Source organism: Pseudomonas sp. LBUM920, from assembly GCF_003852315.1.
In the GTDB taxonomy this organism is placed as follows: domain Bacteria; phylum Pseudomonadota; class Gammaproteobacteria; order Pseudomonadales; family Pseudomonadaceae; genus Aquipseudomonas.
Genome location: NZ_CP027762.1, coordinates 5,791,249 through 5,806,482 on the forward strand (window position 1 = coordinate 5,791,249; position 15,234 = coordinate 5,806,482).

Annotated in this window: 20 protein-coding genes; 8 read left to right on the forward strand and 12 right to left on the reverse strand. The window is 62.6% G+C overall.

The genetic code is table 11. From position 1 onward, the window contains the following. Window positions 1-97: 97 nt before the first annotated feature. From C4J83_RS26865 to nrdR, 11 genes are all read right to left on the reverse strand, one after another. The gene (locus C4J83_RS26865) at window positions 98-898 is read right to left on the reverse strand and encodes a cobalamin-binding protein (RefSeq protein ID WP_124418556.1); all 801 of its coding nucleotides are present in this window, start codon (window positions 896-898) and stop codon (window positions 98-100) included. Then, complete coding sequence (locus C4J83_RS26870) at window positions 895-1,314, reverse strand: nuclear FMR1 interacting 1 family protein (protein WP_106580246.1); 420 nt, start codon at window positions 1,312-1,314, stop codon at window positions 895-897. The genes C4J83_RS26865 and C4J83_RS26870 overlap by 4 nt, the downstream gene beginning before the upstream one ends. After that, a complete protein-coding gene (ribA, locus tag C4J83_RS26875) occupies window positions 1,311-1,928 on the reverse strand; it encodes a GTP cyclohydrolase II (RefSeq protein ID WP_106580245.1) in 618 nt (205 codons plus the stop codon). The genes C4J83_RS26870 and ribA overlap by 4 nt, the downstream gene beginning before the upstream one ends. Before the next feature lie 129 nt (window positions 1,929-2,057). Beyond that, window positions 2,058-2,783, reverse strand: a complete 726-nt coding sequence (locus C4J83_RS26880; protein WP_124418557.1) for a substrate-binding periplasmic protein — start codon at window positions 2,781-2,783, stop codon at window positions 2,058-2,060. A gap of 55 nt (window positions 2,784-2,838) precedes the next feature. Further along, a complete protein-coding gene (gene thiL / locus C4J83_RS26885; RefSeq protein WP_124418558.1) occupies window positions 2,839-3,804 on the reverse strand; it encodes a thiamine-phosphate kinase in 966 nt (321 codons plus the stop codon). 18 nt (window positions 3,805-3,822) lie between these two features. Beyond that, window positions 3,823-4,323 (reverse strand): transcription antitermination factor NusB, encoded by a 501-nt coding sequence (gene nusB, locus C4J83_RS26890; RefSeq protein WP_017135996.1) that lies wholly within the window; start codon window positions 4,321-4,323, stop codon window positions 3,823-3,825. Then, on the reverse strand, window positions 4,320-4,796 hold the full coding sequence (gene ribH, locus C4J83_RS26895; protein ID WP_003194576.1) for a 6,7-dimethyl-8-ribityllumazine synthase: 477 nt from the start codon (window positions 4,794-4,796) through the stop codon (window positions 4,320-4,322). The genes nusB and ribH overlap by 4 nt, the downstream gene beginning before the upstream one ends. Window positions 4,797-4,884: 88 nt before the next feature. Further along, complete coding sequence (gene ribBA, locus C4J83_RS26900) at window positions 4,885-5,976, reverse strand: bifunctional 3,4-dihydroxy-2-butanone-4-phosphate synthase/GTP cyclohydrolase II (RefSeq protein ID WP_119741401.1); 1,092 nt, start codon at window positions 5,974-5,976, stop codon at window positions 4,885-4,887. Window positions 5,977-5,991: 15 nt separating this feature from the next. Further along, window positions 5,992-6,654, reverse strand: a complete 663-nt coding sequence (locus C4J83_RS26905; protein WP_119741399.1) for a riboflavin synthase — start codon at window positions 6,652-6,654, stop codon at window positions 5,992-5,994. A gap of 48 nt (window positions 6,655-6,702) precedes the next feature. Continuing rightward, window positions 6,703-7,839, reverse strand: coding sequence for a bifunctional diaminohydroxyphosphoribosylaminopyrimidine deaminase/5-amino-6-(5-phosphoribosylamino)uracil reductase RibD (gene ribD, locus C4J83_RS26910; protein ID WP_106580240.1), 1,137 nt, complete (start codon window positions 7,837-7,839; stop codon window positions 6,703-6,705). Next, window positions 7,836-8,306: a transcriptional regulator NrdR gene (gene nrdR / locus C4J83_RS26915; RefSeq protein ID WP_164487963.1), complete on the reverse strand. Its 471-nt coding sequence runs from the start codon at window positions 8,304-8,306 to the stop codon at window positions 7,836-7,838. Before nrdR ends, ribD begins: the two co-directional genes overlap by 4 nt. Before the next feature lie 139 nt (window positions 8,307-8,445). On the opposite strand from nrdR, the gene C4J83_RS26920 reads away from it, so the two are divergent. The 3 genes from C4J83_RS26920 to trxA all read left to right on the forward strand — a co-directional run bounded on the left by C4J83_RS26920 (window position 8,446) and on the right by trxA (window position 10,554). Further along, entirely contained in the window at window positions 8,446-8,901 is a 456-nt protein-coding gene (locus C4J83_RS26920) for a YbaY family lipoprotein (RefSeq protein WP_106580239.1), read from the forward strand. After that, on the forward strand, window positions 8,898-9,554 hold the full coding sequence (locus C4J83_RS26925; protein ID WP_124418559.1) for a class I SAM-dependent methyltransferase: 657 nt from the start codon (window positions 8,898-8,900) through the stop codon (window positions 9,552-9,554). The genes C4J83_RS26920 and C4J83_RS26925 overlap by 4 nt, the downstream gene beginning before the upstream one ends. 127 nt (window positions 9,555-9,681) lie before the next feature. After that, window positions 9,682-10,554, forward strand: coding sequence for a thioredoxin (gene trxA, locus C4J83_RS26930; RefSeq protein ID WP_106580237.1), 873 nt, complete (start codon window positions 9,682-9,684; stop codon window positions 10,552-10,554). On the opposite strand, the gene C4J83_RS26935 is transcribed toward trxA, so the two are convergent. Continuing rightward, window positions 10,551-10,892, reverse strand: a complete 342-nt coding sequence (locus C4J83_RS26935; protein ID WP_119741395.1) for a hypothetical protein — start codon at window positions 10,890-10,892, stop codon at window positions 10,551-10,553. The two genes, trxA and C4J83_RS26935, sit on opposite strands and share 4 nt — an antisense overlap. Before the next feature lie 130 nt (window positions 10,893-11,022). Here C4J83_RS26935 and C4J83_RS26940 point away from each other — a divergent pair, with 130 nt between their 5' ends. The 5 genes from C4J83_RS26940 (at window position 11,023) to C4J83_RS26960 (ending at window position 15,084) form a co-directional block, all read left to right on the forward strand. Beyond that, window positions 11,023-11,631, forward strand: coding sequence for a DUF2796 domain-containing protein (locus C4J83_RS26940; protein WP_124418560.1), 609 nt, complete (start codon window positions 11,023-11,025; stop codon window positions 11,629-11,631). Between the two features lie 148 nt (window positions 11,632-11,779). Continuing rightward, entirely contained in the window at window positions 11,780-12,490 is a 711-nt protein-coding gene (locus tag C4J83_RS26945; RefSeq protein WP_124418561.1) for an ABC transporter ATP-binding protein, read from the forward strand. 1 nt (window position 12,491) lies between these two features. Next, the gene (locus tag C4J83_RS26950; protein ID WP_106580233.1) at window positions 12,492-13,757 is read left to right on the forward strand and encodes an ABC transporter permease; all 1,266 of its coding nucleotides are present in this window, start codon (window positions 12,492-12,494) and stop codon (window positions 13,755-13,757) included. 11 nt (window positions 13,758-13,768) lie between these two features. Continuing rightward, window positions 13,769-14,290 carry a DUF3299 domain-containing protein gene (locus tag C4J83_RS26955; RefSeq protein ID WP_106580232.1) on the forward strand — a complete coding sequence of 174 codons (522 nt, stop codon included), beginning with the start codon at window positions 13,769-13,771 and terminating at the stop codon, window positions 14,288-14,290. 95 nt (window positions 14,291-14,385) lie between these two features. Then, the gene (locus tag C4J83_RS26960; protein ID WP_124418562.1) at window positions 14,386-15,084 is read left to right on the forward strand and encodes an OmpW/AlkL family protein; all 699 of its coding nucleotides are present in this window, start codon (window positions 14,386-14,388) and stop codon (window positions 15,082-15,084) included. Window positions 15,085-15,234: the final 150 nt, after the last annotated feature.

Sequence of the window (15,234 nt, forward strand, 5' to 3'; positions counted from 1 at the left end):
TGCGGCACGCATCGCGGGCCATAGAGTAATCCGCTGCTGGCCGAGCCACTCAACGGAAGAATCTTATTAATCGGTAGGACAACACGCCTCTCGCACGCTAGCGTTGCGGGGCAATCAACGCGCAGAGCTTGGCCACCGCCTCGACCATCTGGCCGCTGGGCCGCTCCAGGCCTTTGTCCGGCACCAACAGCAAGCGTCCCTGCGCCACGGCGGCGATCTGCGGCCAGGCTTTCCAGGCCTCCAGCTGCGGCTGATCCCCGGCCAGAATCACTTCGGGATTGCGCTGCAACACGGACTCGATGCTCACCTGCGGCGCAGGCAGCTTCAAATCAGCGAACACATTGCGTGCGCCGCACACGCTCAGCGCATCGCTGATGATCTGCCCGCCGCCTACGGTGTACAGCGGCTGGTTCCATACCTGGTAAAACACCCGCAGCGGCTCGGCGCGCTGATAGCGCTGGCGCAGTTCGGCCAGGCGCTGACGTAACTGCGCGGCTAAGTGTCGACCGGCGTCTTCGCGCCCCACTTGTTGGGCAATGGCTTGGACCTGGGCCGCCAACTGTTCAAGGCTATGAGGTTCAGCGACGTAGACGGGGATATTCAGGTGCTGTAACTGCTCGCGCTGGGCAGGGCCGACACTGCCGGGCCACAGCAGAATGAGGTCGGGCTTGAGGCTGAGCAAACGCTCCATGTTCAATTGGCCGTAATGCCCCACTGACGGCACGTTCGCCAATGTAGCTGGCCGCTCACCACCGTCGAGCACACCCACCAGCAGGTCGGCGGCGCCCAGTTCCACCACGATCTCAGAGAGTGAAGGCGCCAGACTGACCACGCGCTCGACCGCCATCGCCTGGGCACTCAATACCAGCAGCAGAAGCGTCAGCCAGCGACTTATCATCCCAACTGACGCGGGATGCGATAGAGGTAAAACAGCACCAATGTCGACAATGCCAGCAGAAACAGCGGCACCGCTTCCAGACCGACAAACACCGCCAGCGCGCCGATCCAGGCTGGCAGGGCCGCCACCAACAGCGCCGTACGCCGACGAGCCGCGAGGGTGATCCAAGCCGCCGGTTCTTCGGGCGTATCAAGGGCTTTGGCGGTGGCGATCAGTGCGTGTTTATAGCCGTGAAAATAACGCAGGCTCAGAAACATCGAGGCCACGCCGGCGATAAACAGTGGCATGGCCAAGACGGGAAGCAGGGATTGGGCCTGGCCGAACACCAGGTTGATCACAAATAGCGGCAGCAATGCCAGGGCCAGGTACTGCCACCAGTTAAAGGACAGTCGCCGTTTCACCTGGCCACGGGTCACGCGCGGTCGACCTCGCCCTGATGCTCGTTGCCCATCATGTGGTCGAGCTTGCTGGCTTTGGTGGCCAGGTAGAGCTTGTTGTGCGGGTTTTGCCCGGTGTGCAGCGGCACGCGCTCAGCCACGGTGATGCCCATCTCGGTCAACGCTTTGACCTTGCGCGGGTTATTGGTCATCAGGCGCAGGGATTTCACGCCCAGGTGCTGCAGCATTGGCAGGCAGATCGCATAGTCACGCTGGTCGGCGGCAAAGCCCAGGCGCTCGTTGGCCTCGACGGTATCGGCGCCGCCGTCCTGCAGCTCGTAGGCGCGGATCTTGTTCATCAGGCCGATGCCACGGCCTTCCTGGCGCAGGTACAGCAGCACGCCACGGCCTTCGCGGGCGATGGCGCGCATGGCGGCTTCCAGTTGCGAACCACAGTCGCAGCGTTGGCTGAACAATGCGTCGCCGGTCAAGCACTCGGAGTGCACGCGGCCAAGCACCGGCGCGCCGTCGGCGATGTCACCCAGACTGAGCACTACGTGCTCGCGGCCGGTGGCCTCTTCAAGAAAGCCGTTCATGGTGAACGTGGCAAAAGGGGTAGGCAGCTTGGAAGCAGCGACGAAAACGACGGGCACCGTGTGCTCCTGATTTCAGATTTCACAGAGGGCGCCATTGTAACAGCAGGTTCCTACAGACGCTTAAGCTGAATTATCGCTGATAAAGATCAATAGGTTCGATTGGCCTTCGTCACGGTTCTATGCAGGTCAGAACGGATAAGGCTGCTTCCAGTGTTCGAAAATCGGCTTCAGTTCGCCACTCTTGACCAAAGCCGTCATGCGCTGGTCATACACCGCCATCAAGGCCCGGCCGCGCTCAGTGTCGGCAAAGCCTATGTAAAGCGGCAGCTCGGCGATAGGCGTGAGCCTGAACTGCGAAGGATCGTGCGCCTGGCCCAGCACGTACCTGGCTTCGGTGAGGGAGTCGATGTAGAAGTCGGCGCGGGCGTGCTGCAGCATCGGCAGGATGCCATCTCGGCGTTCGATCTGGTTGAAGTGGTGCAGGTTGGGCAAGTACTCCTCGTACTTGTAGCCGCGTACCCAGGCCAGGCGATAATTGCCCAGCGTGGCAAGGCTTGGCGTCGGCGTCGTTGCCAGCCCGAGGGCGTAGATGTGGTCTGAATCGAAATGCCAGTACGGGTACAACACGCCGCTGGCCTCATCGCGATAGGAACCGACCCAGCCATCCACCTCGCCGCGCTGGGCCAGGCCGACCGAGCGGGTATAGGGCTCGCTGCGGGTTTGCAGCGTGATGCCGGCGGGCTCGAAGACTTGGCGCAAAACGTCCCAGGCCAGACCGCTGCCATCTTTGTTGGTGTAGTCGTTCCATTCCTCACTGGCCAGCGTGATTTTGCCAGGCACCGGGGCTTGATCCGCTTGCACCAGCAATGCAACGGCGCACAGCATACCCAGCAACCCTAGGCGCACATCCATGATGGCAGCTTCCTACACGGTGAGAACCGTATAGAGGGTAGCGTAGGTGGCCGGCTTACGGCGTCTCGCGAAAATGCTGATAGCCGCGCACGGCCGGGGTGATGTCTTGCCCAGTGGCGTCGAGCAAGGTGACGCCCTGCCCCGCCTCGACCCGACCGATCACGTGGATCGGCCAACCAGCAGCCTGCAACGGCGCCAGCTCGGCCGGCGGCAACGTGAACGCCAATACGTAGTCGTCGCCACCGCTCAGGGCCGCTACGCGCGCCTGGTCATCACCCAGAAACGCCAGCAAGGCCGCGGACAACGGCAAGTGCTGACGCTCAATCACCAGGCTGACAGCCGACGCCTTGGCGATATGCCCGCAATCAGCCAACAGCCCGTCGGAGATATCCATGGCCGATGTAGCCTTTGCCCGCAGCGCCAGGCCCAACGCCAGTTGCGGTTGTGGCGACCAGTAGTGCGCCAGCAGCGGCTCGGCGATAGCAGCGTCGGCCGTGCGTTGGCCCAGCACCAGCGGCAAGGCACCTGCAGCATTGCCCAGCTCACCGCCTACACACAGCAAATCGCCCGGTTGCGCACCGCTGCGCGTCAACGCCTGCCCGGCCGGCACACGGCCAAACACGGTCAGGGTCAGGCTCAGCGGCCCGCGCGTGGTATCACCGCCCACCAGGCCCACGCCGCAGCTTTGCGCCATGGCGTTCAAACCCTGGGCATAGCGTTGCAGCCAATCGGCATCGACCGTCGGCGTTGTCAGGGCAAGGGTAAAGGCAAGCGGATGGGCGCCCATGGCGGCCAAGTCGCTCACTGCCACGGCCAGCGAGCGCTGGCCGAGCAGGAACGGGTCACACGGGTCGGCAAAATGCACGCCGGCCACCAAGGTATCGGTGGAGATTGCCAACTGCTCCCCGGCGGGGAGCGCCAGCAAGGCGCAGTCGTCGCCGATCCCGAGAGCAATGCCTTCTCCGCCCTGCGCACAGGGCGCGGCGGCGAAGTAGTTGCGGATCAGCTCGAACTCACCCATTGGGAAGGTAAGCGCGACTTAGCGCTTGTGTTCCTTCACTTCGGCTTCACGCAGGCGCGGGGCCAGCTTGTCGAGCACGCCGTTGACGAACTTGTGGCCGTCGGTCGAACCGTAGACTTTGGCCAGCTCGATCCCTTCGTTGATCACCACGCGGTACGGCACGTCAACGCGCTTGAGCAGTTCCCAGGTGGACAGGCGCATCACGCACAGTTCAACCGGGTCCAGCTCTTCGATCGTCAGGTCCAGGCAAGGCGCCAGCGCCGTGTCGATCTCGGTCAGGTTGGCATGCACACCGTGCAGGATGTCGTGGAAGTAGCTCTGGTCGGCAAACGTGAAGTCGTTGTCGACGCGGAACTGCGCTTCGATTTCGTTCAACGAAGCGCCGGCCATCAAACGCTGGTACAGCGCCTGAGTCGCGAGTTGACGCGCTTTACGGCGCTTCTCGCTTTTGGACGGCTTGCCGGCATCCGCAGGGCGCGGGTCTTGAGGGTTGAACTGATCGCTCTCGTCGGAAATCACTTGGCCTCCAACTGCGACAGCAGGCTGACCATTTCCAGCGCGGACAGGGCAGCTTCAGCGCCTTTGTTACCGGCCTTGGTGCCGGAACGCTCGATGGCTTGCTCGATGGAATCTACGGTCAGCACGCCGAAAGCGACGGGCACGCCGAACTCCATGGACACTTGGGCCAGGCCCTTGGTGCATTCGCCGGCCACGTATTCGAAGTGCGGAGTGCCGCCACGAATGACCGCGCCCAGGGCGATGATCGCCGCGTATTCACCCTGCTGAGCAACTTTTTGCGCAACCAGTGGAATTTCGAAGGCGCCAGGGGCACGGATGAGAGTGATGTCGCTCTCGCTCACACCGTGGCGAACCAGGGCGTCAACGGCACCGCTTACCAGGCTTTCAACCACGAAGCTGTTGAAGCGGCCAACCACCAGGGCATAGCGGCCTTTGGGGGCGATGAAGGTACCTTCGATGGTCTTCAGGGTCATTCGACAAATCTCTTAAAGAGCCGGGACGCGAAAAGTGCGTCCCTCAGTGATGATTTAACCGCGAACAAGGGGCAAAAATCGCCAGCCTTTATTCGGAGGGCACGTATTCTACAACTTCCAGGTCGAAACCGGATATCGCATTAAATTTCATTGGCGCGCTCATCAGGCGCATTTTGCGTACGCCCAAGTCACGCAGGATCTGCGAACCGGCACCGACGATGCTGTAGGTGGTCGGTTTTTTCACCGGCACGTGGTCGGCGGTTTCGCGGATATGCGCCAGCAATACATCGCCGTCCAACGGGTGACCGAGCAACAGCACCACACCGCTGCCTGCCTCGGAGACCGCAGCCATGGCGGCGCGCAGGCTCCAGCGGCCAGGCTGCTTGACCATCAACAGGTCGCGCAACGGGTCCATGTTGTGCACACGCACCAGGGTCGGTTCTTCAGCACAGATTTTGCCCAGGGTCAGGGCCATGTGCACGTCGCCCTCCACTGAATCACGGTAGGTCACCAAATTGAATTGGCCCAGTTCGCTGTCCAGCGGCTGCTCGGCAATCCGCTGAACGGTACGTTCGTGGATCATGCGGTAATGAATCAGGTCGGCAATGGTGCCGATCTTGATGCCGTGTTCGGCGGCAAACGCTTCAAGTTCAGTGCGACGGGCCATGGTGCCGTCGTCGTTCATCACTTCGCAGATCACCCCGCTCGGCTCGAAACCGGCCATGCGCGCCAGGTCGCAGGCGGCTTCGGTGTGGCCGGCACGCGCGAGGGTGCCACCCGGCTGGGCCATCAGCGGGAAGATATGGCCGGGGCTGACGATGTCTTCGGCCTTGGCGTCTTTGGCGGCGGCGGCTTGCACGGTGCGCGCGCGGTCGGCCGCAGAAATACCGGTGGTCACGCCGGTGGTCGCTTCAATCGATACGGTGAACTTGGTGCCGAAACCCGACCCATTGCGTGGCGCCATCAAGGGCAGCTTGAGCAGCTCGCAGCGTTCGCGGCTCATGGGCATGCAGATCAGCCCGCGAGCGTGCTTGGCCATGAAGTTGATGTGCTCAGCCTTGCAGGCCTCGGCGGCCATGATGATGTCGCCTTCGTTCTCGCGGTCTTCGTCATCCATCAGGATGACCATCTTGCCTTGGCGGATGTCTTCAACCAGTTCTTCGATGCTATTGAGCGCCACGCGGCACCCCCTTGGTCAGGATTTAAGGTAGCCGTTAGCGGCTAAAAAACTTTCAGTGATGTTCCCGGCAGTAGGCTCTGCGGCCTTATCGCCCAACAGCAGGCGCTCCAGGTAACGGGCAAGCAAGTCGACTTCCAGATTCACCCGGCGACCTGGCTGATACGAGGCCATGATGGTTTCGCTCAGGGTGTGGGGAATGATGGTCAGTTCGAATTCGGCGCCATTGACGGCGTTCACGGTCAGGCTGGTGCCATCGACGGTGATCGAGCCTTTGTGGGCAATGTACTTGGCCAGCTCTTTGGGTGCGCGGATGCGAAATTCCACGGCCCGTGCGTTTTCGCTGCGGGACACCACTTCGCCGACGCCATCAACATGGCCGCTGACCAGGTGGCCGCCCAGGCGCGTGGTCGGGGTCAGGGCTTTTTCCAGGTTGACCGGGCTGCCGGCCTTGAGGTCGTTCATCGCGGTGCAGTCCAGGGTTTCCCGGCTGACATCGGCGGCAAAGCCGTTGCCAGGCAGCTCGATGACGGTCAGGCACACGCCGCTGACGGCGATGCTGTCGCCCAGCTTGACGTCGCCCAGGTCCAGCTTGCCGGTTTCAACCAGCAGGCGTACGTCGCCGCCTTTGGGAGTCATTGCACGGATGCTGCCGATGGATTCGATTATGCCGGTGAACATTTCGTTCTCCTGAAAACGAGGGGCTGTCGCTCAAGCGCGGGCCGGGAATTATACGCTCGCTGCTGGCATAGGGATGGCAGTGACTCGCCAGTCGTCGCCTACAGCGCGCATGTCAGTGATCTTGAGTTGGGGGGCGTCGGCCAGCTTCTCAAGCGGCCAGTCCAGCAGAGGCCGGGCGGCGGAGCCAAGGAACTTGCCGGCGACGAATATCACGTACTCGTCCACCAGCCCTTGCTGGGCAAACGCACCGGCCAGGCTCGGGCCGGCTTCCACCAGCACTTCGTTGACGCCACGGGCGGCCAGGGCCACCAGGGCCGAGCGCAGGTCGACCTGACCATCAACGCCCGGCACCACCAGGCATTCGGGGCCACGGGGGAACTGGTTTTCCGCCGTCACGCAGGTGATGACCAACGCCGGGCCGGCCTTGAAGAACGGCGCGTTGAGCGGCACCCGCAGGCGCCCGTCGATCAACACACGCAAGGGCGGGCGCGACATGGCAAGTGCGGTGGTTTCATCGTCCAGGCCCAACTCGGCGGCGCGTACAGTCAGACGCGCGCCGTCGGCCAGCACCGTGTCGGCGCCGGTCAGCACCACACTGGCCTCGGCACGCAGGCGCTGTACGGCGGCGCGGGCGGCCGGGCCGGTGATCCATTGGCTTTCGCCACTGGCCATCGCGGTACGGCCGTCCAGGCTCATCGCCAGCTTGACCCGCACAAACGGCAGACCGTGCTCCATGCGCTTGAGAAAGCCCGGGTTCAGCGCGCGCGCTTCGCTTTCCAGCACGCCGCTGCGGGTTTGGATACCGGCTTGCGCCAAGCGCTGCATGCCACGCCCGGCCACTTCCGGGTTCGGGTCCTGCATCCCGGCCACCACGCGCGCTACACCGGCAGTCACCAGTGCATCGGCACACGGCGGCGTGCGTCCGTGGTGGCTGCACGGCTCCAGCGTTACATACACCGTGGCGCCACGCGCCTTGGCACCGGCGGCGCGCAGGGCATTCGGCTCGGCATGCGGTTCGCCGGTGCGCTCGTGCCAGCCTTCGCCGACAATCTGCCCGTCACGCACAATCACGCAGCCCACACGCGGGTTGGGGTGGGTGGTGTACACGCCCTTGCGCGCCAATTCGAGGGCGCGGGCCATGTAATGGGCGTCGAGGACAGCTTGTTCGGCAGACGGAGGGTTCATTTTTTGGCAGGCTCACGGGCCAGGCGGTCGATTTCTTCGCGGAACTCATTGAGGTCCTGGAAGCGTCGATACACCGAGGCGAAACGGATATAGGCGACTTCGTCGAGCTTTTGCAGCTCGCCCATCACCAGCTCTCCAACCACCAGGCTCTTGACCTCGCGCTCGCCGGTCGCACGCAGCTTGTGCTTGATGTGCACCAGCGCCGCCTCCAGCCGCTCGACACTCACCGGGCGTTTTTCCAGGGCGCGCTGCATACCGGCGCGCAATTTGTCTTCGTCGAAAGGCTGGCGGCTGCCGTCGGACTTGATCAGACGTGGCAATACCAGTTCGGCGGTTTCGAAGGTGGTGAAACGTTCACCGCAGCCAGAGGCCAGGCATTCGCGCCGGCGACGTACTTGATCGCCCTCGGCGACCAGACGCGAGTCAATGACCTTGGTGTCGTTGGCACCGCAGAAGGGACAGTGCATGGTGGCAGGCAACAAAAAAAGGGAGGGCCATGGTAGCGCATCCCTGTGGCAAGACAAGCCATAGCCTTTACGGTATATAGGCAGGCTTATATGTTTCTTTATTTTAAAGCCACGGATTTTGCCCTTTCTGGAGCCGTACATGCAGTTACGACCACTTGTTTTACTCACCCTGTTCAGTTTTCTGGTCGCCTGCAGCAGCGAAGCCCCCAAGCCTTCGGTGCCTCAACCGACGCCTGCCCAAGAGAAAAAAGTGCCCGGCATTGAAGACCTCGGCCCGCTGCCGGCTTACCAGCGCGAAATCAACGGCACCCTCAACGGCGTGCCGGCCAACGCCGAAGTCGAACTGGCCCTGCTGGTGATTGACGAGCGCAACCGCCCGCAACAACTGCTCGCCAGCAGCGTATTGACCGGCAACGGCAAGCCCCTGGCCTTCCGCCTGCGCTTTAACCCGGAAGCGTTCCCGGCCGGTGCGCGGGTTGAATTGCGCGGTCGCGCCAGCCAGTCCGGCCAGTTGATCCTGCACCTGCCCGCCGTGCGTATCACCCAGGCGATTACCCAGGCCACTGGCCCGCTGCAGCTCGTCCCGGCGCCATGACGCCACCGCTGGACCTGCAACGCGCCCTGAGCGCGCTGATCGGCGACGCGCAACTGATGCCCTGCCCGCTGCCGGGCACCGCGCTGTCGTTGTGGCTGCTGGACGCGGACAATATGGACCGCGCCTTCAGCCAGGAAGAAACCCGGCGCATTCTGCATGAACCGCCCTACTGGAGTTTTTGCTGGGCCAGCGGCCTGGCGCTGGCGCGTTACCTGGCGGCGAACCCCGAGTGGGTTGCCGGCAAGCGCGTGCTGGATTTTGGCGCAGGCTCTGGCGTGGCCGCAATTGCCGCCGTCAAGGCGGGCGCGCTGGAAGTGGTCGCGTGTGATTTAGACCCGCTGGCGTTGGCATCCTGCAGGGCGAATGCCGAACTCAATGGCGTGGAACTGCGTTATTCAGCCGACTTTTTCGCCGAAGCCGATCGCTTTGACCTGATCCTGGTGGCCGACGTGCTTTACGACCGCGCCAACCTGCCGCTGCTTGATCAATTCCTGACGCGCGGCCGTGAAGCACTGGTAGCAGACTCGCGCGTGCGCGACTTCCAGCACCCGGCTTATCAGCGCCTGGAAGTCCTTGATGCCCTGACCCTGCCAGACCTGGCCGAGCCTTGGGAGTTTCGCAAGGTGAGCCTGTACCATTCGCGGCGCGCTTAAGGCCATCGCGGGCAAGCCCGCGCCCACAAGGGAATGCGGTCAAGTGTGGGCGCGGGCTTGCCCGCGATAGCGATCTGGACTCCATCACCTTATAGTTGCCCCATTCCCGCTTTATTCGAGACGCCCCATGAGTGAGCCCACGCCGTACATCTTCGACGTCACCACCGCCACCTTCGACCAGGCAGTGATCCAGAACTCCTTCGAGAAACCCGTGCTGGTGGATTTCTGGGCGGAGTGGTGCGCGCCGTGCAAGGCGCTGATGCCAATGTTGGCGAAAATTGCCGAGAGTTATCAGGGTGAGTTGCTGCTGGCCAAGGTCGATTGCGAGGCTGAGCAGGATATCGTCGCGCGCTTTGGCATTCAGAGCCTGCCCACCGTGGTGCTGTTCAAGGACGGCCAACCGGTGGACGGGTTTGCCGGCGCGCAGCCGGAGTCGGCGGTGCGCGCAATGCTGGAGCCGCACGTGCAGATGCCACCACCGGCGGCGGCTGATCCGCTGGAGCAGGCCCAGGCGCTGTTTGCCGAAGGCCGCATCAGCGATGCCGAAGCCGTGCTGGTGACGCTGCTGGGTGAAGACAACACCAACGCCGGCGCGCTGATCCTGTACGCGCGCTGCCTGGCCGAGCGAGGTGAACTGAGCGAAGCCCAGGCCGTGCTCGACGCCGTGAAAAGCGACGACCACAAGGCCGCCCTCGCCGGCGCCAAGGCGCAAATCACGTTCCTGCGCCAAGCCGCCGAGCTGCCGGACGCCGCCGACTTGAAAAGCCGCCTGGCGCAAAACCCGCAGGATGATGAGGCGGCCTATCAGCTGGCAATTCAGCAATTGGCACGCCAGCAATACGACGCGGCGCTGGAAGGCCTGCTCAAGCTGTTTATCCGCAACCGCAGCTACAGCGAGGGCTTGCCGCACAAGACTTTGCTGCAGGTGTTCGAACTGCTCGGCAATGACCACCCGCTGGTCACCGCGTACCGCCGCAAATTGTTTGCTGCGCTGTACTAATCGCCGATCCAGCTGTACAGCGGCGTGTCCCCGCCGCTGGTCACTTTCACGCGGGCGCTATGGCGCAAACGCACCAGCAGGCGCTTGCCTGATGCGGCGTCACCGGCCAAGCCTTCCAGCTGATCGAGCAATTCCAGCCCGTTGAGTTGCCCGGCCTTGCGCAACAGGTCCTGGGCGCTCTGCCACAGATCATCAGTGTGTTTGACCGGCGCGACAGCGGGCGCGCTCGGCGTGGGCGCGGCCTGCAACTGGGCGCCCAATCGCGCCCAATCGCCGTCGTCCAGCTCCAGGGTCAAGTCCACCGGCATGTCGCCGACAGTTCCACGAATTCGCAACATCGTCCTTACTCCTGCACTTTTCTGACGGGCATGCTCCCACGCGGCTTGCGCAACGCCAAGCGGGCGGTCAAACTCTGGCACTATTGTTATAAGATCACATAACAAAACCTTCATGTTCTGGAGCCTTCTCATGCGCCGTCTGCTGCTTGCTTTGCCGTTTGCCCTGCTGCCACTGGCAGTTGCCCATGCTCACGATGATCACGAACATGAGCACGGCAGCCTCGGCGCCCACGAGCATGGCGTTGGGCGTCTCAATGCGGTACTCGACGGTCAGGCACTTGAGCTGGAATTTGACAGCCCGGCCATGAACCTCGTGGGTTTTGAACACCAGGCCAGCACGCCCGCCGACAAGTCCAAGGTTGCCGCAGCCCGCAAGTCACTGGAAAACCCACTGGCCCTGTTCAATGTGCCCAAGGCCGCCGGTTGCGTGCTTAGCACCCAGGAACTCAACAGCCCGCTGTTCGGCGACAAGCCGGAAGCCGACCATGACGACGACGATGATGATGAACACGCCACCGACGGCAAAGGCGCAGCCGCCCACGAACATCATCATGACCACAGCGAAATCCACGCCCACTACCAGTTCACCTGCGCCACGCCGACGGCCTTGAGCAACCTCGACCTTACTCAGGTGTTCAAGACCTTCCCCGCCACTCAGAAGATTCAGGTACAACTGATCGGCCCAAGCGGCCAGCAAGGTGTGGAAGCCACGGCACAGGCAGCTACCCTGACATTCTGATTTGAAAACCCAATCACTGTGGGAGCTGGCTTGCCTGCGATGCAGACGACTCGGTCAGTCAGATGCACCGCGTTGATGCCATCGCAGGCAAGCCAGCTCCCACATTGGATCGGCGCCACGCTCTACAACCAGGCGATATTGATTTCACATGACCCAAGCACTGATCGAACTGTCTGACCTGGGCTTCAACTGGCCCGGTCACCCACAGTTACTGGACATCCCCGCGTTTAGCCTGCAAGCAGGCGAAACCCTGTTTCTCAAAGGCCCGAGCGGCAGCGGCAAAACCACGTTGCTCGGCCTGCTTGGCGGCGTGCAAAAACCCAGCCGGGGCAGCATCCGCCTGCTCGGCCAGGAGCTGACCGAACTCTCGGCCGGCGCCCGCGACCGCTTTCGTGTGGACCACACCGGCTACATCTTCCAGCAGTTCAACCTGCTGCCGTTTCTGTCGGTGCGCGAGAACGTCGAGTTGCCTTGCCACTTTTCCAAGCTGCGCGCGCAACGCGCGGTTCAGCGCCACCGCAGTGTCGACCAAGCCGCTGCGACCTTGCTGGCGCATTTGGGCTTGAAGGACAAAGACCTGCTGGAACGCCGCGCCGACTCACTGTCCATCGGCCAACAACAACGCGTCGCCGCCGCCCGCGCGCTGATCGGCCAACCGGAACTGGTGATCGCCGACGAACCCACCTCGGCGCTGGACTACGACGCCCGCGAGGCTTTCATTCAATTGCTGTTCGCCGAATGCCGCGACGCTGGCGCCAGCCTGCTGTTTGTCAGCCATGACCAGAGCCTCGCGCCGCTGTTCGACCGCCACCTGTCGCTGGCCGAACTCAATCGCGCCGCCACGCCCGCAGAGGTTTGAGATGTATTTGTTTCGTCTAGCCATGGCCAGCCTGGCTAACCGCCGCTTTACCGCGATCCTCACCGCCTTTGCCATCGCGCTGTCAGTCTGTTTGTTGCTCGCGGTGGAGCGCGTGCGGGTTGAGGCGCGCAACAGTTTTGCCAGCACCATCAGCGGCACCGACCTGATCGTCGGCGCGCGTTCGGGCTCGGTCAACTTGCTGCTGTACTCGGTGTTCCGTATCGGCAATGCCACCAACAACATCCGTTGGGACAGCTATGAGCACTTCGCCGCCAGCCCGCAGGTGAAATGGGCGATCCCGATTTCCCTCGGCGACTCGCACCGCGGCTATCGGGTGATGGGCACCAACCAATCCTACTTCGAGCATTACCAATACGGTCGCAAACAGAACCTCGAACTGGCCAGCGGCCGCGCCTTTGCCACCGACCCGTTTGAAGTGGTGCTCGGTGCCGAAGTCGCCGAGGCGCTGCATTACACGCTGGGCGACAAGCTGGTGCTGGCCCACGGTGTCGCGGTGGTCAGCCTGGTCAAGCACGATGACAAACCGTTCACCGTGGTCGGTATTTTGAAACGCACCGGCACGCCGGTGGACCGCACGCTGCACATCAGCCTGGGCGGCATGGAAGCCATTCACATCGACTGGCACAACGGCGTGCCGGCCCAGGGCAAAGGCCGCATCAGTGCCGATCAGGCGCGCAACATGGACCTCACGCCACAGGCCATCACCGCGTTTATGCTCGGCCTGAACAACAAGATTTCCACCTTCGCCCTGCAACGCGAAATCAATGAATTCCGTGGCGAGCCGATGCTGGCGATATTGCCGGGCGTGGCCCTGCAAGAGTTGTGGAGCATGATGGGCACCGCCGAAAAAGCGCTGTTCGTGATCTCGCTTTTCGTGGTGCTGACCGGTTTGATCGGGATGCTCACGGCGATCCTCACCAGCCTCAACGAGCGCCGCCGTGAAATGGCAATTTTGCGCTCGGTGGGCGCGCGGCCGTGGCACATCGCAACGCTGCTGATCTTTGAAGCCTTCGCCCTGGCCTTGTCCGGCGTGGTCGCTGGCGTCGGCTTGTTGTACGTGTGCATCGCCGCCTCGCGCGGGTATTTGCAGGCCAATTACGGCCTGGACCTGCCGATGTCATGGCCGAGCGAATATGAATGGACCTTGCTCGCCGGCATCCTCGCGGCGGCGCTGTTAATGGGCAGCGTGCCCGCGTGGCGCGCCTATCGACAATCACTGGCCGATGGCCTGTCCATACGTTTATGAGGAAGGCTTCGATGCGTCGCGCCCTGTTTGCAATGTTGCTGTTGGTGGCAGTGCCCGTCTGGGCCGAAGACCAGCCCAAGGATCTGTCATGGCAGGAGATGATCCCCCCGGACGCGCCGCCGGAAATCCCCAACATGAAACCGCTGCACGACCTGTCGAACATGGCCGACGCGCTGTCGGTCGAGTCGGCGCCGGCCGCCAAGCAGGATTTGCCCAATGCGCCGGTGGTGCAAAGCCTGGACGGCAAGCACATCCGTTTGCCGGGTTACATCGTGCCGCTGGAAGTCAGCGAAGAAGGCCGCACCACCGAGTTTTTGCTGGTGCCGTATTTCGGCGCGTGCATCCACGTACCGCCGCCGCCCTCGAACCAGATCGTGCATGTGAAAAGCGAAGTCGGGGTGAAACTCGATGAGTTGTATCAGCCGTACTGGATCGAAGGCGCGATGCAGGTCAAGCCGTCATCCAGCGAACTGGCCGACGCCGGTTATCAAATGGATGCCGACAAGATTTATGTCTACGAGCTGCAGGAATAGGGGCTGATCGCCCTTTCATTGAGCTGAGTCAAAGGATCGAACGGAACGATCTTTACCATTGGACGTACAACTTTTAACGTCCTTTTGGAGCTCCCATGAACAAGTCTCTGCTCGGCGCGTCCCTCTTCGCGCTCGCCCTCGCCGCCCCTGCCGTCCACGCTCACGAAGCGGGCGACATTCTGATTCGCGCCGGTGCAATTACCGTGAATCCGAAAGCTGACAGCGGCCATGTGAAGGTTGATCAGGGCCCATTGGCGGGCACCAACCTGGGCGGCAAGGCGACCATGAGCAGCGACACCCAACTGGGTTTGAACTTCGCCTACATGCTGACCAACCACGTCGGTATCGAGCTGCTGGCGGCCACGCCGTTCGAGCACGATGTGAAGATCAAGAACACCGCCCTCGGCGCCGCCAATGGCAAGCTCGGCAGCCTCAAGCACCTGCCGCCAACCTTGAGCGTCGTGTACTACCCGCTGGATAGCAAATCCGCCTTTCAGCCGTACGTGGGCGCCGGCATCAACTACACCTGGATCTACGACGAGCACGTCGGCAGCCGCGCCGAACAAGCCGGTTTCAGCAACTTCAAGGCCGAAAACTCCTGGGGCTGGGCCGCACAGATAGGCGCCGACTACATGATCAATGACAAGTGGATGATCAACGCCCAGGCGCGCTACATCGACATCAGCACCAAGGCCACCGTCGATAACAACGCGCTGGGCCAAGGCACACGCGCCAAGGTCAATGTGGACGTCGACCCGATGGTTTACATGGTGGGTATCGGCTACAAGTTCTAAGTCACACGGCATAACCCATGTGGGAGCGGGCTTGCTCGCGAAAGTGCAGGGTCAGTCGACTGATGTGTTGACTGACCTTGCCCATTCGCGAGCAAGCCCGCTCCCACATTTGGTTTTATAGCGTGTCAGCTGTGGCGGTAGAACCTGTCG